Source organism: Haloarcula vallismortis ATCC 29715 (assembly GCF_000337775.1).
In the GTDB taxonomy this organism is placed as follows: Archaea; Halobacteriota; Halobacteria; order Halobacteriales; family Haloarculaceae; genus Haloarcula; species Haloarcula vallismortis.
The window spans coordinates 56,538-80,213 of sequence record NZ_AOLQ01000015.1; the positions used below are offsets into that span (position 1 = coordinate 56,538).

Here is a 23,676-nt window from a genome sequence, read left to right on the forward strand (position 1 = left end):
CAATACGCCATCAGTCGTCTACCTTTCCGTCGCGTCGGTCACGCTCCCTGGCTTCCGGGTCCCGCCCTGCCGGCTCACCGTGCCCGCCGCCACCGGGTGTTCGGACGGAGACGGTCGACCCGGCCGCGACATCAACAGAGGTCTTCGCTGGGACCGGCTCGCCGTCGACGAGATTCTCCCCTGTCGCGCCGTCTTCGCCGCCGTCGATTCCTGCAGGGGCCGTCCGCCGACGCTCCGTCAGCAGTGATACGGTGGCGTCGGTCTCAACGGTGACAGTGCGTTCGATTCCCAGTCCCCCGCGGTACCGGCCGTCGCCACCGCTCGACGGCCGCAGCGCGTACCGCTCGACCCGGAGCGGATACTCGGTCTCCATCGCTTCGACGGGCGTGTTGAGCGTGTTCGTCATGCCGACCTGCACGCCATCCATCCCGTCTTTCCCGGGCCGGGCTCCGAATCCGCCGCCGATTGTTTCGTAGTAGGTAAACTCCCCGGCTCGATCGCCGATGATGAGGTTGTTCATAGTTCCCTGTCCACCGGCAGGAACCTTACTTGGGGCCGCCTCTGCGAGTGCCGCCAGCGTGACGTCCATGACGCGCTGGCTCGTCTCGACGTTGCCACCGACGACCGCAGCCGGCGGGTTCGGGTTGAGTACCGACCCCTCAGGTGCGGACACGGACACCGGCTCGTAACAGCCGTGGTTCGGCGGAATCTCCGGGTCGGTGATCGCTCGAACGACGAAGTAGACCGCGCTCTTTGCGACTGAAAGCGGCGCGTTCAGGTTGCCCGCCACCTGGTCGGCGGTCCCGGCGAAGTCGACAGCTATCGAGGCCCCATCGATGGTGACGGCCACCTCGACTGGGATGTCGTCGTCGGTCACGCCGTCGCCTTCGAGGATATCCTGCGCCCGATACGCTCCGTCCGGGAGCGAATCGAGTTCAGCTTCGACCCGCTCACGGGAGTACTCGATGACGGCACCGAACGCATCGAGCAGGGTCGAGCCGTGTTCTTCGAGAAGTTCACCGATGCGCTCCTCAGCCCGTCCGTTTGCGGCGCGCTGGGCCCGGAGGTCCGCCTCACGCTCGTCTGGTGTCCGGACGTTGGCACGGATAAGGTCGTGGACCGCCTCGTTGGGCTCGCCGCCGTCGACGAGCCGAACAGCAGGCAGACGGAGCCCTTCCTCGTAAATCTCCTGTGCGCCCGGTGGCATGCTTCCCGGCGAACTCCCGCCAACGTCGGCGTGATGGGCGCGCGAGACGGCGTACCCAATCACCTCGTCGTTCGGCGCGATGGTCGAAACGAGCGTGATGTCCGGGAGGTGTGTTCCGCCGGCGAACGGGTCGTTAACGACGAACACGTCACCCGGTTTCGGGTCCTTCTGGAGGACAATATCTACCGCGTCGGGCATCGCGCCGAGGTGGACCGGGATGTGTTCCGCCTGTGCAATCATGCGACCAGACGCGTCGAAAAGCGCCGTCGAGCAGTCCTGGCGTTCCTTGATGTTCGGGGAGTACGCCCCGCGAATGAGCACGTGGCCCATCTCGGCTGCAACGCTCTCAAGCTGGTTTCTGAGGATTTCAAGCGTTACGGGGTCGATCGAATCCTGTCTGTCACCCGGTGTCATGGCTTCGTCGTTCATGTCTCGCTCACCTCCGCTGTCAGTGTGCCGTCATCGCGGACCCGCACGTTCCAGGCCGGTGGGACGACAATTGTACTCTCATCGCCCTCGATAACCGCGGGGCCGTCGATTCTCTCCCGTGGTGGCAGCCGCGCCCGCTCGTAGACCGGCGTTTCGCGGACCTCGGCACCGAACACCGCCTCCCGAGATTCCTTCTGTGGGTCACCCTCGGCGGCGTACTCAACCGGTGGGGCGCTCCGTTCGACGGTCGTCGTCACGCGACAGTTCACCAGCTCGACGGACTCGTCCGCTCGATACCCGTACGCGGTCTCATGCGCTGTGGCGAACCGCTCGCGGGCGTTTGCGGTGTCGAACGGTCGGTCGATGTCCACAGTAAGTTCGAAACTCTGACCGGCGTACCGGAGGTCGGCGGAGCAACGTACTGTTGCCGCCTCGCGGTCGCTGACCTCTGCCAGCAGTTCCTCGGCCAGCTCATCGTAGACTGTGTCGACATCCTGGGGGTCGACCGCGTCAAGCGGGCGCTGGTACGTCCGTACGGCGTCGCGCTTCTCGTCGGCCGCGAGCAGGCCGTATGCCGACAGCACGCCAGAAGCGCGCGGAATTACCACCCGGTCGATATCGAGGCTGTCCGCGATTGCGGCCGCGTGCATCGGTCCGGCACCTCCGAACGCGGCAAGCCCGAATTTCCGAGGGTCGTACCCGCGCTCGACGGTCACAGAACGGATTGCCCGGGTCATGTTCGCATTGGCGACGCGGTAGACGCCACGAGCGGCCTCGCGGGGACCATCGAGACCCGCCTCGTCGGCAAGGTCTGCAAGCGCGTCGTATGCTGCGTCTTCATCGAGCGATAGTTCCCCACCTAAACTGGTGCTTGCGCCGATATAGCCCAGCACGAGGTTCGCGTCGGTCACTGTCGGCTCAGTCCCGCCTTTCCCATAGCAGGCAGGACCGGGGTTTGCTCCGGCGGAGCGCGGGCCGATGCGGAGTGCGCCCCCGGCGTCAACCCAGGCAATGGATCCGCCACCTGCGCCGACTGTTTCGACGTCGACCATCGGTGTCTTGATCGGCCGTTCGTTGATGACGCCCGCCGTCGTCCGCTCGGCTTCCCCGTCGCGAACGAGGCTCACGTCGCTAGAGGTCCCGCCCATATCGAACGTGACCAGCCCGTCATGTTCGTCGGAGTCGTCGGCCGCCATCGAACCGGCCCCGACGACGCCGGCGGCAGGACCCGAGAGGACCGTCGTAACAGCGTTCCGCCTGACGGTGTCTGCGTCGGTGATGCCGCCGTTTGCCTGCATAATCCGGGGCTGTGGGACCCCGAGTTCCCGCGCCCGGTCGGTGAGGTGACTGATGTAGTGGTCAATCGCCGGCCGCACGTACGCGTCGACGACGGTCGTCGACGTCCGCTCGTACTCGCGGAACTCGGCGAGGACTTCGTGTGAGGCTGAGACGGGCACGTCGAGTTCGTCCCGCAGGATGTCTGCGACGCGTGTTTCGTTTTCTGGGTGGGCGTACGCGTGCAAGAGCGAGACGGCGACAGATTCGACATCCATCTCGTGTAACTGTGCGGCGATCGCCCGGACTTCGTCCTCGTCGACGGACTGTTCGATACCGTCAGTGGTCGTCCGTTCGGAGACTTCAAATCGCCGGCGTCTGGGCACCAGCGGTGTCGGCTTTTCGGCGGACAGGTCGTACAGCGACGGACGATCCTGCCGGCCGATTTCCAGCACGTCTCGGAACCCTTCGGTCGTGACGAGCGCGGTCTTTGCGCCGTCCTCTTCGAGGAGCGCGTTGACCGAGACGGTCATTGCGTGGGAGAACTCGCTGACGGTCTCCGGGTCGATGCCGGCCTCCGCACACGCTTTCTCGATGCCGGCGATGACGCCCTCGCTCTGGTCCTCAGTGCTCGGGACTTTCGCAGTCACGAGTTTGCCGTCGAGCGACAGCGTCACGTCGGTGAAGGTTCCACCGACGTCGACACCGATCCGCCGGCCGCCCATCTACAGCACCCCCGCGACGCTGAGCAGCGTCCGAACTCCGAGCCACACGACGATGAGCGTCACGATAGCGCCGAGGGCATTCGCTACTGACCCGTTCGTGTACTCACCGAGGAGCTCACGCTGGTTCATCGCGTATATCAAGAACACCGCGACGATCGGCAATAAAATCCCGTTGACGACCTGTGCGAACACGATGATCTGGACGGGACTGCCGCCCAGCAACACCGAGAGAATCCCGACCCCGAGGATGGTCCCCCAGACAGCACGGAACTGTGTGCTTTGCATGTCCGAATCCCAGCCCAGTGCACCCGTGGTCGCCCACGCGCCCGCGAGCGGGGCAGTCGTCGCGCTCGTGAACCCGGCGGCGAAGATGCCGATGCTGAAAAACAGTTCGGCGTACGGACCCGCGATGGGTCGCAGCTGTTCGGCCATCCGGCCGATATCGCTGATTTGCGTGCCCGGCTCGAAGGCCGCGGCCGCGGTCACCATAATCGTGATTGTGATCACGCCGCCGACGACGATTGACAGCACCGTGTCGATGCGTGAGTGGCCGATATCCTCTGGCCCGCTCCACCGCTCCTGAACGTTACTCGCGTGCAGGAACAGGTTGTACCCGACGATGGTCGTTCCGACGAGGCCGGTGATGAGGTACAGCGACCCCGAGGGGATTCCGGGGACGAACCCCATCGCAATCGCACCCGGGTCGGGACCGATGAGAATTGCCGACGCAACGAACGAGAATGCCATCACGGCGACCAGCCCAATGAGCGCTCGCTCGATCAGCTTGTAGCGCCCAGTGTAGAGCAGGAGGCCGGCGACGAGTCCCATCACGACGCCCCACACCGTCGAATCGATACCCGTAATGGTCGCGAGCCCTGCGGCACCGCCGAGGATATTCCCGGCTTCGTAGGCAGCAGTCCCAACGCCGATCGCGCCGACAACAAGGAATATACTCAGGTACTCGACGATTTGATTGTCGAACCGCTCTCGAAGCGCTTCGCCGAGTCCCTCCCCAGAGACAAGGCCCAGCCGCGCACTCATCTCTTGGAGAACAATCGTTGCAACGATCGAGAAAACCATCGTCCACAGGAGTGCGTAGCCGAACTCCGCCCCGGTGACGCTCGCAGTCGTGACCGTGCCTGGGCCGATGAACGCGGCGGCGACCATCGCTCCCGGGCCGACGGCTTTGAGTCGTTTTGTAATGCTCATGATTGTTGGTTTTGATAGCCACTGTCACGGTCCCGGCAGGTGACGAAAAGTATTGTTAAGACCTGTGTGTGTCCGGAACATCGGTTGTATGAACTCTATGTCTGTGCCGCTAGGTGTGTGAACAAGTATGACACACTTCAGCCCCGGATAGGAGTCTATCTGGGTCCCAAGCGGGGGTATTCACGGTTCCCGTGTTCTCAAAAGTACCTTCGAAACACTCTCTTCGATTTCAATTTCGAACGGGAGGTCAGTAATGCTACCGCGGATGAATCGGATCATCAACCATCGGACCGACTCGGATGGGAACACCACGTGGAAACTCCCCTTTTCGTCGCGTCGGACAGTCAGGAATCCACACAGTGAGAGCCAGTCGAGCACGTCTTCGAGTGAATCAAATCGTTCGGCATACTCTTGAGCGTGGTACTGCGCCACCTGATCGATCATTTCGAGCACTTCCTGGTCACGTGCATCTGGGTCGGTAAACTGGCTCAGGAGTGCATGAAGGAGGTCGATGTCCAGCAGGACGTGCTCGCCTGTCGAGAGCATCTCGTAGTACGTCTGAAGGTGATCGCTGTCACTCGCATGGGCCGAGTCGAAGTTTGCCGCGTAGAACGCGATTGCTTCGCGGATCAGTTGGCTTTGACTCTCCCCAGTTCGGTCGGTCAGCCCCTCTAACGTCTCCTTTGTCTCCTCGTCGAGAGAGACGGTGACGCGGTCGGTTGGCATAGTGGCCCTCGTCACTGGATGGCCTTAATATCGTGTCGTTTGGTGACAGAGACCTCTCAGACCGCAGCAAGACCGGCACGTCTGGACGGCATCCGGAACCAGTTACGGCCAGGTACCGCTCTGCTTGCCGGCGTTCATGACCCGCTGGAGTGCAACGACGTATGCAGCGGTTCGGAGCGACGGGAGGTTTCGCCCCTCGTACGCATCGATGAGGTTCCCGAACTGCTCGACGATAATTGAATCCAGTTCCTCGTTGACGCGTTCTCCGGACCAGTAGAAGCGCTGCCTGTTCTGGACCCATTCGAAGTAGGACACGATGACGCCGCCCGCGTTCGCGAGGATATCCGGAACGACCAGCGTCTCGCGGTCACTGAGAATATCGTCCGCGGTGGGAGTAATCGGGCCGTTTGCAGCCTCTGAGATGACATCAGCGGAGATCTCATGCGCCAGCGACTCGCCGATGGCGTTTTCGAGTGCGGCCGGAATCAGCAGGTCGATATCGAGCGTGAGCAGCTCCTCGTTGGTGAGCTCTCCCTCGGCCTCCGGATAGCCGACGACGCTCCCGGTTTCGCGTTTGTAGTCCTTGACTGCGATGGGGTCGAACGACGCGTCGCTGTATATCGCCCCGCTCGAATCGGAGACAGCGACGACGTTGGCACCCATCTCGTAGATGAGTTTCGCCGCGATCCAGCCGGCGTTCCCGTAGCCCTGAACCGCGACCGTCGCGCCTTCGAGGTCCTTATCGAGATACTCGAAGGCTTCACGCGCCGCGACGACCGTCGACCGCCCGGTCGCTTCGACGCGGCCTTCGCTGCCGCCGCTTGCGAGGTCCTTTCCGGTTATCACGCCGGGTTCGGTCGTGTTTTCGAGTGTCTCGTAGGTGTCCTTGATCCAGTTCATCTCGCGCTGGCCTGTGTTGACATCGGGCGCGGGCACGTCGCGGTCGGCACCTATCAGCGGCGTCAGTTCCTTCGCAAACGAGCGCGTGACCCGTTCCAGTTCACTCTCCGAATAGTTACTCGGGTCGATGACGATGCCGCCTTTCCCCCCGCCCAGTGGGATATCGCTCGTCGCCGTCTTGTAAACCATCCAGCCGGAGAGCGCCTTGACCTCGTCGCGGTCGACCTCCGGGTGATAGCGGATGCCGCCTTTGTAGGGGCCGCGGTCACCGTTGAACTGTGACCGGTACGCACGGAACACCTCGACCGACCCGTCGTCCATCTCGACAGACAGGTTCGTTTCAAGTATCCGCTCGGGCGCTTTCAGCCGCTCCAGTTGTCCTTCTGAGATGTCCAGGTGCTGTGCTGCGGAATCGATCTGTGTCCGCAGGCTCTGGTACGGATTTACATCAGACATGTCTCCACAGGACTCATAGAGATACCAAAAGCTATCTATTTCTACCAGAAAGATTACTATACCAATCGATATAGTAGATACTAATTTGAGGGCTTACATCGGCACTTGAATGCGAATCACTCAGATAGTTTTACACTTCTATCAAATTTCGATACAACTACGTCTCCTGTCTTTTCTGTCACCCGAACAGCGGTGTCCGTATCGAGTGCCACAGCGTCTGCAACCTGTTCCGTTCCACGTACTGGAACGTCGACACGATCGACGTCCGGAATCAGGCAGTCACGACGTCCGGCGCGTTCGAGCAGGACGTCACCGCTGGGGAAGTGCCAGACCCGCGTCACGGTTCGAAACACTGGCACCGACAGCGGTGCTTCGATGTGCCTGATAGCTCTCTTCTTCATCAAGCGACGTTGTACGTCCATCATAGCTGATCTGAGGCGGAAGCTGCTGGCTCTCTGAACGACGAGCAAGGACTGCCTGTATCGGCGACTGCGTGATGGCTGTCACGTGTCATGCGTTCCGGCCGTCGACCCATGGCACTCTATCGAAAGGACCACAGGAATGAGCAAATACTAAATTGTTTAACAACGAATCCTTCCGAACATTCGGTGTTTATTATTGAACCCCACATCCAAAATCCGGGAACTGAACCACCCAGTTCCCGACAGGTGGCGACAATTCGAACGAGTGTCTACACATAGCGCCAGTGGTCACAGTGAGAAATTCGTGCCCCGGAGCAGCAGATGAGCGACGCTGAGAGTCCATTCGATACGGCGCAGATTCTCGTCGTCGGTTCGGCGACCTGGACAGAGCCGTTCACAGCGGCTCTCAGAGCCAGCACCGGGGCCGCTGTTCTCACTGCCGGGACACCCCCGGCCGCTCTGGACACAGTTCGTCAGCGCTCGGTCGACTGTGTCGTCACGACAGCGACACTCGACGATGGGAGTGGCATCGACCTGGTCCGACAGCTCCGGGACTCGGCTCCGGACCTCCCAGTCGTCCTCGGGACGACGGACGGCAGTGAGGCCCTGGCAAGCGAGGCAATCGAGGCGGGCGTTTCCGACTACGTCCCCCTCACAGGGCCTGATGGCCTGTGGACAAATGAACTGGTCGAGCGAACTGGGAAGGCGCTCCAGTCCGCTCGGCGAGCGATCACGCAGCGCGAACGGGCACGGCAGTTCGACGCCGTCTTCCACGACACACAGACGGCCACGTGGGTCCTCGACCCGGACGGTTCGCTCGCCCGTGTGAATCAGACGGGCCAGGCGATGATTGACGCGGACGCGGACGCGGTCATCGGCGACCCGTTCTGGACGCTGCCGTGGTGGGCACAGTCCGAGGGAACCGAACGTGATATCCGGCAACTCGTGGCGGCCGCACGCGACGGGCAGTTCGGTAGCGCGGTCGTTCACCGGCCTGGGACGGCCACGGACCGCGTTATCGAGCTTTCGGTTCGGCCGGTCGAGAACGACTTCGGCGACATCACCTCAATCGTCATTGAGGGGATAGACATCACGGAGCAGGTCACCCTCGACCGTGACCTCCGCCAGTCCGAGGAACTCCACCGGGTCACGCTCAGCAACATGACCGACACCGTTCTCATGACGAACGAGGACGGGGAGTACACCTACGTCTGCCCGAACGTCCACTTCATTTTCGGCTACACCGACGACGAGATTCACGAACAGGAGACGATAGATACGCTCCTCGGCGAGGACCTGTTCGACCGTGCGGAACTCGCTGAGAAAGGTGCTCTCAAGAATATCGAGTGTACCGTCACGGATAAGGCGGGCCACGAGCACACGCTGCTGGTCAACGTCCGGGAAGTCGCAATTCAGGGCGGGACACTGCTGTACAGCTGCCGAGATATCACGAAACGGAAACAGCGAGAGGAAGCGCTGGCGACGCTACAGGAGACCGCACGGAAGTTTCTCTACACGGAGACGAATCAGGAGATCGCCCAGCACATCGTCGACGACGTGCTCAGTGTGTTCGACGCCTCCGCGAGTGCGATCTATCTGCACGACGTCGAGACGAACGAACTCCGGCCCGTCGCACAGTCCCAGGCGATGACCGAACACCACGGGCCGCTGCCGGCCGTCCGCACGAACGACGACACACTTCCGAGCCACAGCTTCGTCAACGACGAGACACTCGTGTTCGACGATGTCCACACGTCGGACCGACTGGAAAATCGAGCCACTGACCTCCGGAGCGTCATGTTCATTCCACTCGGCAGCCACGGCGTGTTCGTCACTGGCTCGACGGCTGTCGGGGTGTTCGATGACGTGACACAGGAACTCACCGACCTGCTCGCAGCCACCGCCGAGGCTGCCCTTGACCGGGTCGCCCGGGAGTCCCAGCTCCGGGAACAGGACCGCGAACTCCAGCGACAAAACGAGCAACTGACCGCTCTGAACCACATCAACAACACGATTCGGGAGATCGACCAGACCATCGTCAGCGCCGAAACACAGGACGAGATCAACCACACCGTCTGTGAACGGCTGACCGACACGGACCGATTCAAGTTCGCGTGGATCGGGAGCGTCGATCCGGGCGGTAACACTGTCGAACCGCAAGCATGGGCCGGCAACGAACAGGGGTATCTCGACAGTCAGTCAATCGCCGTCGCGGCCGCCGAGACCGAACCTGCGGGCCAGACGGCGGCGACCGGTGAACTGACGATGATACCCAACGTCGCCGCCGACCTCCGGGACGCGCCGTGGCGGTCGGACGCGCTTACGCGCGACTTCCTCTCAGTGTTGAGTATCCCGCTGGTGTACAACGACCTCAGGCATGGGGTCCTTACTATCTATGCGGACACGAAAGACGCGTTCGACGAGACGACGCGCACGGTGTTGCGCGAACTCGGCGAGACAATCGCCTCGGCGCTCAGCGCTATCGAACGGAAACACGCGTTGCTCACGACGTCGGTGACCCGCGTCGAGTTCGATATTGATGACGAGCGGTTCCTCCTGTCGCGCCTCGCCCGGTCGACGGGGTGTACCCTTTCCTACGAGGGCGGCATCCAGCACGCGCCGGCTGGTAACAGTGTATTTGTTACAGTCGAAGATGCCGATGTGCGTACAGTTGCGGCGGCTGCGGCGAAGATGACGACGATAGACGACGTGACACAGATTAGTGACGACGACACCGAGAGTGGGGTCCTGCGGCTGGAATTGTCACAGCCGTTCCTCGCGCTGGAACTCGCCGATCACGGCGCTATCTTCCGGGAAGCGACCGCGGACCCGGACGGAACCACGCTGGTCGTGGATGTGCCACAGAGCGTCGACGTTCGAAACATCGCGCAGTTGGTCGACAGCACGTTCTCCGGCGTCGAACTCAGGCGCAAGGAGACGCTCGAACAGGGCATCGAGCAGGACCGGAGTTCGGAGTTCCTCACGGAGCTCACGGAGCGCCAGCTCGAAGTGATTCAGACCGCCTACTACAGCGGCTACTTCGAGTCGCCGCGCACAAAATCCGGCGAGGACATCGCGACGATGCTTGAGATTTCGCCACCAGCGTTCTATCAGCACGTGCGGACCGTTCAGCGGAAGCTGTTCACCACACTGTTCGAAGACCGCAGCGTATCGGGTCTGGAATCCTGACCGGGGTTCAATAGTAAACAACCCAACTTACCCCTACTTTGTTGTTTAACCTCTGAATATTCCTTTGATGTCCTTCTATTCCTTAATCGAGTACCGGCGGTTAGAAACCGCCACTCGTGAATACACATGAGAGATGTAGAGCAAGACCACGACGAGCAGACACCGTACGAGTGCTTTGCGTGTGGCACAGTCATCACTGCAGAGAGCCACCCGGAGAACTGTCAGGACTGTGGCGGCGAGATGCGTAACCGACTGACACCGCTGGAATAACCATGGGACCGGAACTGAACTCCGCTTCTCCGTCGGAAGATTCTTCGACGCCGCCCGAGCCCGAATCAGCGCTCGAAACAGCCCGGTTGCAACTCCACCGGGCCGCAGACCACCTCGATATCGACCCGAACATCGTCGAACGACTCAGGCATCCACAAAACGTTCACGAAGTCACCGTCCCGATTGAGCGGGACGACGGCACAGTCGACGTGTTCACTGGCTATCGAGCCCAACACAACAACGTCAGGGGGCCGTACAAAGGCGGGCTTCGGTATCACCCTGACGTGACGCGGGACGAATGTGTCGGCCTCGGGATCTGGATGACCTGGAAATGCGCGGTGATGGACCTCCCCTTCGGCGGCGCGAAAGGTGGTATCGCGGTCAATCCGAAAACGCTGAGCCGGGACGAGAAAGAACGGCTCACCCGCCGGTTCGCACAGGAACTCCGCGAGGTCATCGGTCCGAACCGTGATATTCCCGCCCCGGATATGGGAACGGACCCACAGACGATGGCGTGGCTGATGGACGCCTACTCCATGCAGGAAGGCGAGACGAGTCCGGGCGTCGTCACCGGTAAGCCGCCGGTCGTTGGCGGGAGCGAAGGGCGTGAAGACGCGCCCGGCCGAAGCGTCGCGATTATCACGCAACAGGTCTGTGAGTACTACGACCAACCGCTGGCAGAGACCACGGTCGCCGTACAGGGCTACGGCAGCGTCGGCGCGAACGCGGCACGGTTGCTCGATGAGCAGGGCGCAACTGTCGTCGCGATTAGCGACGTGAACGGGGCCATGTACGACCCTACCGGAATCGATACCGCGACGGTCCCGTCACACGACGAGGAACCAGAGGCAGTCACGGAGTACGCTGACACCGTGATTTCCAACGACGAACTGCTGACGCTGGATGTTGATGTCCTCATCCCGGCCGCACTCGGGAACGTCATCACCGAGGCGAACGCGGACGACATCGCCGCAGATTTCGTCGTCGAAGGTGCGAACGGTCCGACCACGTCCACCGCTGACTCGATTCTCGCCGAGCGAGATGTGGTAGTGATTCCGGACATTCTGGCGAACGCCGGCGGCGTCACGGTGAGCTACTTCGAGTGGCTACAGGACATCAACCGTCGGTCGTGGTCACTCGAGCGAGTGAACGACGAACTCGACGCGGAGATGCGGGCGGCCTGGGACGCCGTTCAGACGGAGTTCGAAAAGCGTGATATCACATGGCGCGATGCGGCGTACATCGTTGCCCTGTCCCGTATCGCGACGGCCCACGAAACACGCGGGCTCTGGCCGTAGACTGTCTCTATCGGCTCCATCACGGATTCCGGCACTGTCCGTCGATGCTGGGAAACCGCAACTACCGTGACGCTCAGTAGCAGAACTCGAACCGTGCCCCACCAGCAGCACCTGCCGTCACACGGATGGTCCAGCCGTGTGCTTTAGCGATGTCTTCCACTATCGAGAGTCCGAAGCCAGTGCCACCGTTGGTAGATGTGACGCCGTGTTCGAGTACTTCGTCACGTTTTGCCGGCGGAATCCCCTCGCCGTCGTCCGCGACGTAGAACCCGTCACCGTCCTCTAGCTGCCCGACGGTTACTGTGACATCTTTCCCACCGTGTTCAATCGCGTTTCTGAAGAGGTTCTCGAACAGTTGTGTCAAGCGGCTGGCGTCACCGGCCACTGTCGGGACTGTATCGGCAACCGTCAGCGTTGCGTCGGCCGTGTCGACGTAACCCCACGCCTCTGTTGTCATGGTCTTGAGGTCGATCTGTTTCGTCTCCGTGACCGTGCTCTCGCCACGCGCCAGCGTGAGGAGGTCGTCGATCAACCGCTCCATGCGGTCGTGTGCCGACTCGATACGGTCTATGTGAGTAAGATCGCCGGTCTCCTCGACGATGTCGAGAAACCCGATAGCGATAGACAGCGGATTCCGGAGGTCATGGGCGACGACACTGGAAAACTCATCGAGTCGCTCGTTCTGTCGCTGTAGTTCTGTTTCCCGGCTTGCCCGCGTGAACGCCGCTTTGACAGTCGAACCTAGTATCCGGAACAGGTCCATGTCTGCCTCAGAGAAGGTCTGGTCCTGCGGTGCGCCGACGCCCATGAGTCCAAACTCGCCTAAGGGCACGAACAGGCCACTTTTGAGTTCCGTGCCTCCCGCATCAAGCGACGCTTCAGACTGGAGGTCGTCGTACTGACGTAGCTCCGACGCCTCGAACGCTTCCCACGCCAGCGTCTCGCCGGCTTCCAAACGTGGCAGCTCATCGAGTAGCTCTCTCGTGGCTGCACTCGCTGACAGTGGGACGAGTTCGTCGGTCTGGTCGGCGTACTCCCAGATTCCGGTGAGCTCGAATCCGAGAATATCGCCAGCAGCCTCGACGGCGATGTCCCCGATTTCGTCGCTCGATTGCGCAGCACTGAGCCGCCGTGCAGTCGCTTGCAGTGAGCGGAGCTTCGACTCCAACTTCTTTTGCTCAGTGATGTCCTCTAGCACGGCCAGTACGCTCGTTATCTCACCGTCCGGAGCAGTGATTGGGGTGACCGACAGGAGCAGATCCAGCTTCTCGCCGTCTTTCCGTTCCCGGCGTACCTCTTTGCCGCGAATCGGCTTACCGCTCAGTGCGCGGTCCCGGTGGGACGCGAACTCAGACTGTCGCTCGTCTGGGATTATCGGATTGGGTTCGCCAAGCACCTCTTCGCGCGACCAGCCGAACATGTTTTCCGCCCCGTCGTTCCAGCGGACGACGGTCCCGTCAGTGTCGATTTCCATGACAGTGAGCGGCGTCGCTTCGATGAGCGATTCCAGCCGCTGGTTCGTCGTCTCGAGTTTGCGTTCCCGCTTGACCTGCTCGGTCACGTTGCGAGCAATGCCGACGACTCGGACGATCTCGTCGCCGAGGATGACCGGCGCGAGGCTCGTGTCCCAGAACCGTGCGTCGGGAGCGATGTCCAACTCTTCCTGATACGAGATTGGCTCACGCTGTTCGACACAGCGCGTGTAGTTCGCCGCGAGCTCGGCACCGCGGTCGTCACCGAAGACCTCCCGTGGCGTCTGGCCCCGGACTTCGTCGGTCGTGAGCCCTGTCTGTAACTCATACCCGGGGCTGAGTCGGGCAAACTCGAACGATGGCTCGTCACCGGCCGTCTCAACATCGAGCATGAAGATGGCGTCCCCGGAGGTGTTGAGCAGTGCCTCGTACTCCTGGGCAAGTTCTCGGTGTGCTCGCTCCTCGGCTTTTCGCTCCGTGATATCCTGAAACACGCCCCGAAGCACAGGCTCGTCGTCTTGCGTGCCATCGATGCGCTCGCCCCACGCCCGCACATCGCGTATCTCGCCGTCAGTCCGAACGATACGGAGGTCGAGATCGTACGGTTCTCGGTCTTCGATTGCCCGCTCGACGGCCCCCGTAATCGTCTCTCTGTCGTCGGGATGGTAGAACTCGACTGCGTCACCGAGAACCGGGTCGTACTCGTCGCCAACGCCGTGAATCCGGCGGACTCCATCGGACCAGTCGAGGTCGCCCGTCGACGGGAAGTACTCCCAGACACCGATGTCTGCGATGTCCTGCACTCGCTCGAACAGGAACTCCTGGCGTTGCAGGTCCGCCCGGTCTTGCCCCCGCGAGATTTCGGCGCTCACGAGCTCAGAGAGCAACTCGACGAAGGTTCGCTCAAGTTTCCCGAAGGGGGCGACTCGCGTTGTGGGACTGGAAAAATTGACCGTTCCGTACCGCTCCCCGTTGACGACGAGTGGGACGCCGATATACGATTCTAACTCGAACTCACGGTACGCGGGGTGTGTCTCTCTCCCATCAGTGACTGCATCTGCGAACGAACAGACTGCATCTGTGCCCACGACTTCTTCGCAGTACGTCGATTCGAGTGCGAACTGATCCCCGGATTCGATTTCGGAATCCGGTGCGTGCACTGATTTGACTGTGTACGAATTGCCCTGAATACGCGAGACGATACCGATATCGAGGCCGAGCGTTTGACACCCTAATTCAAGAAGCTCGCGAAGGCGTGTCTCGGCCGAGGCATCACTCCGTGCCATAATGGTCTGGAGTTCTCGAAGCGCGTCGCGCTCCCGTTCCAACTGTCGCTTGGCCTCAGTTTGCTCTGTGATGTCTCGGGCAACGACCAGCACCTGCTGTGTCTTTTGGCTACGGAACGGTGTAATGCGGACGTCAAATGTCCGTCTATCGCCGTCAGCCGTGATATCGAGTTGCAGGTCCGCGTCGTACAACCCGGTAACGCCTCCGTCGCTCTCTATCTCGTTGAACGTTGAGTCGACTGCCTCTGTGAACCGCTCTTTGTCGGCTGCGCTTATGCGGTCTCCCACGACCGCTTTCAGCCGTTTTCCCGTGAGCTGAGCCGTCCCTTCCTCGGAAATCAGCCGCTTCGACGCCGCGTTCGCAAATTCGATTGTCCCCTCATCGTTGAGGACGAACACGACGTCGTGGATGTTTTGGAGGATTGTCTCACTGCGTTCTAGCTCCAGTTCCCGCTCTCGTTCCGCCGTTGTCTCGCGTGAAAAGACGGTGAGACCGTCATTGTCCGGGAATGCCCGCACTTCGACCCAGTAATTAAACGGCTCTCCCAGGTGTTGCTCGAACGACACCGGTTCGCCGGTTTCCATCGCGGTCCGGTACTTGTCTTCGAGTTCTGTTCCGACTATCGAGGGGAACTCGTCCCAGATTGTGGCACCGACGATAGCGTCGGGGTCGCGGTCGACACGCCTGGCCATCTTCTCGTTTATGTATTCAATTTGCCACTCGTCGTCGACGGCATATATCGCGTCAGTTGCGCGTTCGAGCGTCCGCTGGAAGCGGTCAGACAGCCGCTCGGCGACCACTTGCTTGCGGGCAGCTTCGACAAGTGTCCGGATGCGGCGCGCGAGTAACTCGAAGCTGTTCTGGCCCGTATTGATCGGGATGTAATCGGAGACACCCGCCTGTGTTGCTTCGCTCGCGATTCGCTCACTCCCCCGGCCGGTAAACAGGATCGTCGGTAGCTCGTACTGTTCGGCTTGGAGCCGATTCAGGAAGTCGATTCCCGTCCCGTCCGGCAGTGAGTACGAGGTGACCACACAGTCGACTGTTGAAGTCCCGAGCAACTCGAGTGCAGCTTCGACAGTCCCGACAGTTGTGACCTCAAAATCTGACGAGATATTCGCGAGTTTCGTCTGCGCTAGCTCGGCAAAATCACCATCGTCGTTAATATATAGAACGTGAATGGCATCGGGAGTCCCACCACCTGTATATGACATTACTCTACCTACGCCGCTCGCCTTTATCAAGTATATGTGCTGGTTCTTATCTGTGATACCCAGAAGCGGGAGTGGGCAACTTTCCGAACGTACCGTGACCGGGTGTTGGTTCACTCAGCGACCATCTATTCGTCCTCTGCTATCGGTAAACCATGCCTCAGTGGTACCGGAGTATATAATCTGAGATTTGGGTCAGCAACTTTATCCTCCGGAGTTCGGTACAACCGATATTGTGCCAGAGAGGTCAAGTATTGCTGTGCTTCATGTTGATGATGAACCGGATTTCTTAGATGTGGCAACTGGAATACTGGAACAGCAATCCAGTAATCTCACCGTTATAACTGCAACAAGTGCCGCCGAAGCGCTTGACCGACTTGCGACAGCGTCTGTCGACTGTATTATCAGCGACTATCGGATGCCTGAGAAAGACGGTATCGAACTCCTCAAAGCTATCCGTGAAGAGCATCCCGACCTCCCGTTCATCCTCTTCACTGGGGCAGGGAGCGAAGCTGTCGCAAGCGACGCTATCGCCGCCGGTGCAACCGACTATCTCCGGAAAGGGCACGGAACGGACCGATACGAACTCCTCGCAAACCGTATCGAAAACGCTGTCGAGCAGTACCGTACCAATCAACGCGCCACTGAACTTGAGCGGATTCGCACGCTCGTCAGCAGCATCGACCAAGCACTCATCCGAGCGAGTACGCTATCGGAGATCAAAACTCGCGTCTGTGAGATTATTAGCGACTCTGAGCCCTACCGTTTCGCATGGATCGGTGAGCGCGACTCTGACACAGACCGAATCGAGCCACAGGCCTGGGCCGGTGTCGAGGACGAGTATCTCGATACTATCGTTGTTACTGCGGACGACTCTCCGACTGGACAGGGTCCCGCAGGCACGGCGGTTCGAGAACGACGTGTCGCGACGTCGCAAAACATCCAAGATGACCCGGCGTTCGAGGTCTGGCGAGAGGACGCACTCGATCGTGGCTACCGAAGCAGTGCTGGGGTTCCGCTGGAGTACAATGGTACTCTGTATGGTGTTCTGTGTGTCTATTCGTCCCGTCCATTTGCCTTCGGTGAGGACGAACAGGCGTTACTCGACGAACTCGGGGATAGCATCTCACACGCAATGCACTCGATAAAGATTCGGGACGAACTGCGTACAGAGCGGACATTTATCGACCAGGCACTCGATTCACTCGCCGACATATTCTACGTCCTCGATTCTGCGGGCAACATCCAGCGCTGTAACGAACAATTCGCAACCCTGGCCGGCTACACTGATGCCCAAATCACGAATCTCGACGCGGTCAGTCTGTTTCCGGAAGACGAACAGGACGCAGTCGCCGAAGCAATCGAGGAGGCGCTCTCAACGGGGCACTCGACCATCGAAGTAGATTTCCTTACCGCGGAGGGGAAGCGCGCTCCCCACGAGTTCACCGCTGACCGATTAACCGATCAGGACGGTAACCTGAGAGGGATCGTCGGCACTGGTCGAAACATATCCGAACGCACAAGACGTGAACGAGAACTTCAGGATCAGAAAGAGCAACTGGAGCAGTTTGCCACAACTGTCAGTCACGACCTTCGGAACCCGCTAAACGTCATACAGGGCCGGCTTGATCTCATCCAGGCCGAACAGTCGAGTGACCATCTTGCTGTGATTGAGACTGCGACCGATCGGATGGAACGCATCGTAGAGGACCTCCTCTGGCTCGCGCGGGAACAACAGGAAATCGGGTCACTGGAACCTGTTGCCATCGAAGCCGCCGCTGAGGCCGCGTGGAAGCTCGCCTCTGACCCCGCGGACGAGGCTGAACTGTACTGTGATTGCGGGGCCGATACCCAGCCACTGATAAAAGCTGATCCCGACCAACTCCGGCACCTGCTCGAAAATCTGTTCCGGAACACGATTGATCACGCGGGTCTAGACGTCACTGTCGTAGTCGGTGGGATTTTCGGCGACCGCAGCGGATTTTACATCGAAGACGACGGCCCTGGCATCCCCGACGAGGACCGCAAAAAGGTGTTTGAGGCTGGCTACTCGACCTCCGAATCAGGGACTGGTCTGGGACTCAACATCGTCAAACGCGTCGCTGACGCTCACGGCTGGGATATTCGCGCAACTGAGAGCTCGATAGGTGGAACACGATTTGAGATTACCGGCCTCGAAGTCGTGGACTAACTCACGAGTCAGCATCTGACCGTTTTGGGCAGGACGCCAGGGTCCCTGTGATATGGTGGGCTCGCCGCTACTGAGTTTCCTGCCGCGGCCGGGCTGGATACGCCCCGAGTACGTGGCGAACGTTGTCGGCGTCCTCGCTACCGGGGCACGCCTACTCCACAGCGCAATCACTGAATCTGGCCCGACAGTCCCGGAAATTATTTGCGGTGCTTACGACCACGGTGTCGACTGTTCGTTGGGTACGTGTGTGCGCGTCGACGGAAAAATGAGTGACGCTGAATGCTCCCCGACTATCTGCCGTGGCCTCTCTGTACGCCCCCTGGGACTCATGATCGGTGGGTTAGTTCCGTCACGGGGTTTACCGACAGGGTTTGTGACCCGCCCGTCCAAAACATTACAGGCCAGTAGCTACCGGTCGCTAACGGTGACTGTGATGATGATTTCCCGGCTGACGAGCAGGTGTGCGGTCATCACGGACTCCGATATCGCGAGTACGGAAGCTCAGTAACCACAGAGCTACTAAAATGGGATAAAACGTCACAGGTGTTATTTCTGATCAACTCCATTGCATATGATAGGGTTCTGGTCCCCGCGCCACCTCCCCCACTGCATCCGGCTAAGCTCATCAAGCGGCCCGGGTCCAGAACCCGTTGTCGTGGATGACGACCCCGAATGGTGCGGTGTACACCCCCCGGCTGCCCACCATTCCTTTGCTGGCGGAACGCGGATTTCCTTGTTATGTGACGAGACAGGACCACGCGCGTGAGAACTGAGTGACTTGCGGCCAAACCCACTGGCTGCGCGGGGTCCCCGCAAGCATCTTATCGATATCGGAGCTATGTGGCTTCTGAGCTGCGTCCAATCGTGCTTCTCCCACTCCACTGCAACGTACCAGTCGTTCTGTAATCAGTGGTGCCGTATGGCCCGGAGATGACAGGATTGCGCGGAACTGCTATGTGGTATGTGTTAACACAAATGGTATTACGACTGGCGTATTACTGGGATTCGGGTTCTGGCTCCCGTTTTGGGCTTCGTCACACTTTGAGCCCACTCGTTTCACCCCCTGCCTTGAGTCCAGAACCCGACCGTGCCACTGACTACAGTGGGTGGCACACACGGTGCCCACTGCCACCCGCCATCCGCTTCCCTGCCGGGGTGAATCCCTGTCTGGCCTTACTTGCGTCCGAAAGCGTGAAATTGCTGTTTCTGTCGTGGCCCCTACCTATGGCTAGTAACTGCTCGCAGAAGCGTGTACCAAGGCCAACCGTCTTTCTCAGTGCATCTCCGCAGTTCCAGTCGCGGTAGTTGACGCCGAAGTGGAACACAAGCACGTCGGGATCGATGTCGGGTAGTGCCTCGTAGTCGATCTACATTCCGGACTGCCCTAAAAATCACATCAACCCGGCTACGCGTACCGGGTAGTGGCTGCGGGGACGAGCAGGGAATCTCTAATCCGAGATGCTTTTGTGCCAGGAAGGGTTCCATTAGCGGGGTATGAACGACCTACGCACTGGATTGAGTTATGGTGACGTTTTGCTGGTCCCGAAGCGGTCGCCGGTCGACAGTCGGAGCGACATCGACCTCTCGACGCCACTCACCCCGACCGTGGAACTGGACACGCCGCTGGTCTCCGCCGCGATGGACACCGTCACCGAGGCAGAACTGGCAATCGAGCTTGCGCGCTCTGGCGGATTTGGGGTGCTGCACCGGTTCCTCACCCCTGACGAACAGGCCGAGCAAGTAAAGCAGGTGAAAGCAGCGGACGAACAGGTCGGCGCAGCAGTCGGTATCAACGAGGATTACGTCGCACGGAGCCGTGCCGTGATTGCGGCCGGTGTCGATGCCCTCGTCGTCGACGTAGCACACGGCCACCTCGACCGGACGCTCGAAGCCGTGGAAACCCTTGCGGACGAATTCCCTGACACAGACCTCATCGCCGGCAACGTCGCGACGCCCGCGGGTGTCGAAGACCTCGCCGCCGCCGGGGCCGACTGTGTCAAAGTCGGCATTGGGCCGGGGTCCCACTGCACCACCCGGAAAGTGGCGGGTGCCGGCGTCCCCCAGCTAACCGCCGTCGATGACTGCGCTACAGCCGCCGAGGATCTGGACGTCACTATCTGTGCCGATGGTGGGATTCGCACGTCCGGTGACGCGGTGAAGGCCCTCATGGCCGGGGCCGATACCGTGATGCTGGGGAGCCTCTTTGCCGGCACTGAAGAGGCCCCCGGAGCAGTCGTCGAAGTAGATGGGACGCGGTACAAACGGTCACGGGGAATGGCGACCACCGCCGCGGCCGAGGACCGTGATGATAAACAGAACAACGTCAGCGCCGACGAGGGGGTCGAAGCACTGACCCCGTACAAGGGCTCTGTCGCTGCTGTAGCCGAGGAGTTCTGTGCCGGTATTCGCTCCGGACTCTCTTACTGTGGCGGGCATACCATCGCTGCGGCCCGTGACAAGGCGGAGTTCATCCGCGTCGCGCAGAGCGCGAAAGAACGCGAGGGGTTCCACACGGACCACGACTGGGAAGGCGTCAACGTGGAGAGTGAAGTGACGCAGGTCCGCGACGCCGGCACCGAGGCACCCGCCGATAGCGACGACTGACCTGATAGAACGACTGGCCGGGTCGGCGCTTATCGAGTGCGGGGTCGGTACCGACGCCCAACCCTCGTAGGCTGTGTACTCTAGCCGATGCTGGTGTCCGGAGACTCGATTGTCTGGCGTGTTTGGATTGCATCTGTAGAACCGCAACTACCCATATCAGGGGTGTAATTGGCCCCGTTACTCGTCGTCTTCATCGGCTGCAGGGAGGTCGTCGTCCATCTCCTCAGTACTCTGCAACAGGAGATCAGTACCGGCTGCGGCGATCATACCGACCCCAACCGCGCGTAACTGCCGGCGATACGCCGGCTTCACTTCGAGCGCGGAAGCGTTGTCGAAGTTCTTCCCGATCATGGATTTGATGAATTTGACACTTATCTGCGGGAAGAGCGCAGTCACCACGCCCTGGAAAAGCACGACTGCTGCACCGAGTTTGCGACTTTTTTGACAGTCCAACATACCTTATCTAAGTATTCGACAGGAATTACTATTGCGACTAATCTACTGCATTGAGAAATGTAGAAACTGTTTTATGATACTTCATAGCGTGAAAATGGTGTTAACTTAGATTTCGAAGGCAGTTCGACCATTCGGGGCATTAGCCAATGATATGTTGTCCTGAACGCATCGACGACGCTTCAGATGTCGTTCGAACCGGCCACGTATAATAAAAGCCTCCCGGTAACTCCACTATCCGGACTTTCGAACCTGCACTGCTGAATGCTTGTACTCGGGAATCTCGGCGACGGGGTCGAGTGCATCGCCGGTCAGGGCGTTTGCGAGGGGCTCCAGATAGTGGAACGTACAGAATACGACGCCGGGTCGAATGGCCGCCGTCACGGCCGCCGACACTGTCACGCTGCCGCGGTCGTTCTCGATGACGACGGTGTCGCCGTCCTCGATACCACGGGCGGTGGCGTCGTCCGGATGGATTTCGAGGACATCCTCCCCGCGCATCCGCATGAGGGTCTCCGACCGGCGGGTGAGCGCCCCGCTGTTGAAGTGCTGGAGCGCCCGCCCAGTCGTGAGCACGAGTTCGCCATCGGCGACGCCGTCAGCCGGCGGCGTCGGCGAAACCGGGAGCAGCGGAGCGGTTTCCTCGCCCGACGCGAACGTCTCCGTGTGGAGCACGTCGGTTCCGCAGTCGGCGTCGGCCGGGAACGGCCACCGCTGGTAGCTATCCCCGATGCCCTCGTAACTCATGCCGGCGTACAGCGGATTGACACGCGTCAGCTCTTCGAACACCGCTTCCGGGCCGTCGTAGTCGAACGCGTCCGACTCGTCGACGAGTCGCTGACCGAGGTCTGTGAGGATATCGAGGTCTCGACGGGCGTTTCCGGGCAGGTCGGCGTTCGGTCGCATCCGCATCACGCGTCGGTCCGTGTTTGTCACGGTGCCCGCTTTCTCCGCCCAACTGCTTCCCGGAAGCACGACATCGGCATGGTCGACGGTCGCTGTCTCGAAGAGGTCGATGACGACGCAGAAATCGAGGTCGTCGAAGCCAGCCCTGACAGCGCTCGCGTTGGGTTCCGTGACGGCCGGGTTCTCGCCGAACACGACCGCGGCCTTGACTGCGTCACCGAACTGGTGTGTCGCGGTCGTCTCCGTCAGGCCGGGTTCGCTCGGCGGCTCGGCGCCCCATTCGTCGGCGATCCGCTGTCGGGCGTCCGGGTCTGTAACGGGTTCGTAGCCGGGGAGCACGCTGGGAAGCGCGCCAACGTCGCCGGCCCCCTGGACGTTGTTCTGGCCGCGCAGCGGGTTCACGCCGGTGCCCGGGCGACCGACGTTGCCGGTCAGCAGTGCGAGGTTCAACAGCGCGTGCACGTTGTCGGTCCCGCACGTGTGTTGGCTCATTCCCATCCCTGTCACAATCGCCGCCCTGTCGGCTTCGGCGTAGGCTCTGGCGGCTTCCCGGACGGTTTCCGGGTCGACGCCGGCCGCGTCGGCACCTGACCCGACGTTGACGCCATCGAGATGTGCGGTCAAGTCCGCGTAGCCGGTCGTTCGGTCTTCGATAAAGGACTCGTCGACGAGTCCCTCGTCGAGAACGACTTTCGCCATCGAATTGAGGAGCTGGATATCGTATCCGGGGCGAACGTCGAGGTGAATGTCAGCGGCATCGGTCGTGTCCGTTTCACGAGGGTCGATATGGATGAGCGTGGCCCCGTTGCGAATCGCCGGCAGGAAGTACGACCGGAAAATGACGGGGTGTTGTTCGGCCGGGTTCGCGCCGGTGACGAGCAGACAGTCGGTTTCCGCGAGGTCATCGAGCGTGTTCGTCATCGCCCCGGCACCGAACCGCTCGCTCATCGCGGCGACGGTCGAGGAATGACAGAGGCGGGCACAGTTGTCGACGTTGTTGGTACCGAGCATCCGCGCAATCTTCTGGAAGACGTAGTTCTCCTCGTTCGTGCAGTTCGACGACGCGAAGAATTCGACGGCGTCTGGCCCGTGCTGGTCGATGATCTCCCCGAGGCGGTCGGTCACGCGAGACAGAGCGGCCTCCCAGGGTGCAGTGGCGAAACGCCCGTTCTCACGGACGAGTGGCTCGGTCAGCCGGTCCTCGTGTGTGACTACGTCGAACGCGGCTCCGCCCTTTGGACAGATCTCCCCTTTGGTGTTCACTGGCCCCGCTGTGCCGGTCGCTTTGCCGTTGCCCGCGTATTGTATCGTACACCCGACGCCACAGTACGGACAGACTGTCTGCTCGGCCCGGGGATTTTGGTTCTGGTCAGTGCCCATTTCTACGTGAAGTAGTGACCGTGCAGCTACAAGTAGACAACCGGTAAAACGTAGGCTGTTTTATAA

At 60.7% G+C, this 23,676-nt stretch carries 13 protein-coding genes; 5 read left to right on the top strand and 8 right to left on the bottom strand.

Annotated elements, in window-relative coordinates:
• Positions 1-10: 10 nt before the first annotated feature.
• The 5 genes from C437_RS05095 to C437_RS05115 form a co-directional block, all read right to left on the bottom strand.
• Entirely contained in the window at positions 11-1,636 is a 1,626-nt protein-coding gene (locus C437_RS05095) for a hydantoinase B/oxoprolinase family protein (protein WP_004515826.1), read from the bottom strand.
• On the bottom strand, positions 1,633-3,636 hold the full coding sequence (locus C437_RS05100; protein WP_004515827.1) for a hydantoinase/oxoprolinase family protein: 2,004 nt from the start codon (positions 3,634-3,636) through the stop codon (positions 1,633-1,635). Before C437_RS05100 ends, C437_RS05095 begins: the two co-directional genes overlap by 4 nt.
• Positions 3,637-4,845 (bottom strand): Nramp family divalent metal transporter, encoded by a 1,209-nt coding sequence (locus tag C437_RS05105; RefSeq protein ID WP_004515828.1) that lies wholly within the window; start codon positions 4,843-4,845, stop codon positions 3,637-3,639. It abuts the gene before it with no gap.
• 180 nt (positions 4,846-5,025) lie between these two features.
• Positions 5,026-5,571, bottom strand: coding sequence for a ribbon-helix-helix protein, CopG family (locus tag C437_RS05110; protein WP_004515829.1), 546 nt, complete (start codon positions 5,569-5,571; stop codon positions 5,026-5,028).
• A 102-nt stretch (positions 5,572-5,673) separates the two neighbouring features.
• Entirely contained in the window at positions 5,674-6,927 is a 1,254-nt protein-coding gene (locus C437_RS05115; RefSeq protein ID WP_004515830.1) for a Glu/Leu/Phe/Val family dehydrogenase, read from the bottom strand.
• Positions 6,928-7,670: 743 nt separating this feature from the next.
• Here C437_RS05115 and C437_RS05125 point away from each other — a divergent pair.
• From C437_RS05125 to gdhB, 3 genes are all read left to right on the top strand, one after another.
• Entirely contained in the window at positions 7,671-10,538 is a 2,868-nt protein-coding gene (locus C437_RS05125) for a bacterio-opsin activator domain-containing protein (RefSeq protein WP_004515832.1), read from the top strand.
• 126 nt (positions 10,539-10,664) lie between these two features.
• Positions 10,665-10,808, top strand: a complete 144-nt coding sequence (locus C437_RS20095; RefSeq protein ID WP_004515833.1) for a rubrerythrin-like domain-containing protein — start codon at positions 10,665-10,667, stop codon at positions 10,806-10,808.
• A 2-nt stretch (positions 10,809-10,810) separates the two neighbouring features.
• Positions 10,811-12,106, top strand: a complete 1,296-nt coding sequence (gene gdhB / locus C437_RS05130) for a glutamate dehydrogenase GdhB (protein ID WP_004515834.1) — start codon at positions 10,811-10,813, stop codon at positions 12,104-12,106.
• Positions 12,107-12,179: 73 nt separating this feature from the next.
• Here the strand turns inward: gdhB and C437_RS05135 are convergent, their stop codons facing one another.
• On the bottom strand, positions 12,180-16,079 hold the full coding sequence (locus C437_RS05135; RefSeq protein ID WP_004515835.1) for a PAS domain S-box protein: 3,900 nt from the start codon (positions 16,077-16,079) through the stop codon (positions 12,180-12,182).
• Between the two features lie 256 nt (positions 16,080-16,335).
• Here C437_RS05135 and C437_RS05140 point away from each other — a divergent pair, with 256 nt between their 5' ends.
• Together C437_RS05140 and C437_RS05145 are read left to right on the top strand one after the other, a co-directional pair.
• Positions 16,336-18,267, top strand: coding sequence for a hybrid sensor histidine kinase/response regulator (locus C437_RS05140; protein ID WP_275040377.1), 1,932 nt, complete (start codon positions 16,336-16,338; stop codon positions 18,265-18,267).
• Positions 18,268-19,761: 1,494 nt separating this feature from the next.
• Positions 19,762-20,871 carry a guanosine monophosphate reductase gene (locus C437_RS05145; RefSeq protein WP_004515837.1) on the top strand — a complete coding sequence of 370 codons (1,110 nt, stop codon included), beginning with the start codon at positions 19,762-19,764 and terminating at the stop codon, positions 20,869-20,871.
• 177 nt (positions 20,872-21,048) lie between these two features.
• Here the strand turns inward: C437_RS05145 and C437_RS05150 are convergent, their stop codons facing one another.
• Together C437_RS05150 and fdhF are read right to left on the bottom strand one after the other, a co-directional pair.
• Positions 21,049-21,327, bottom strand: a complete 279-nt coding sequence (locus C437_RS05150; RefSeq protein ID WP_004515838.1) for a hypothetical protein — start codon at positions 21,325-21,327, stop codon at positions 21,049-21,051.
• A 231-nt stretch (positions 21,328-21,558) separates the two neighbouring features.
• A complete protein-coding gene (gene fdhF, locus C437_RS05155) occupies positions 21,559-23,610 on the bottom strand; it encodes a formate dehydrogenase subunit alpha (RefSeq protein WP_004515839.1) in 2,052 nt (683 codons plus the stop codon).
• Positions 23,611-23,676 lie beyond the last annotated feature (66 nt).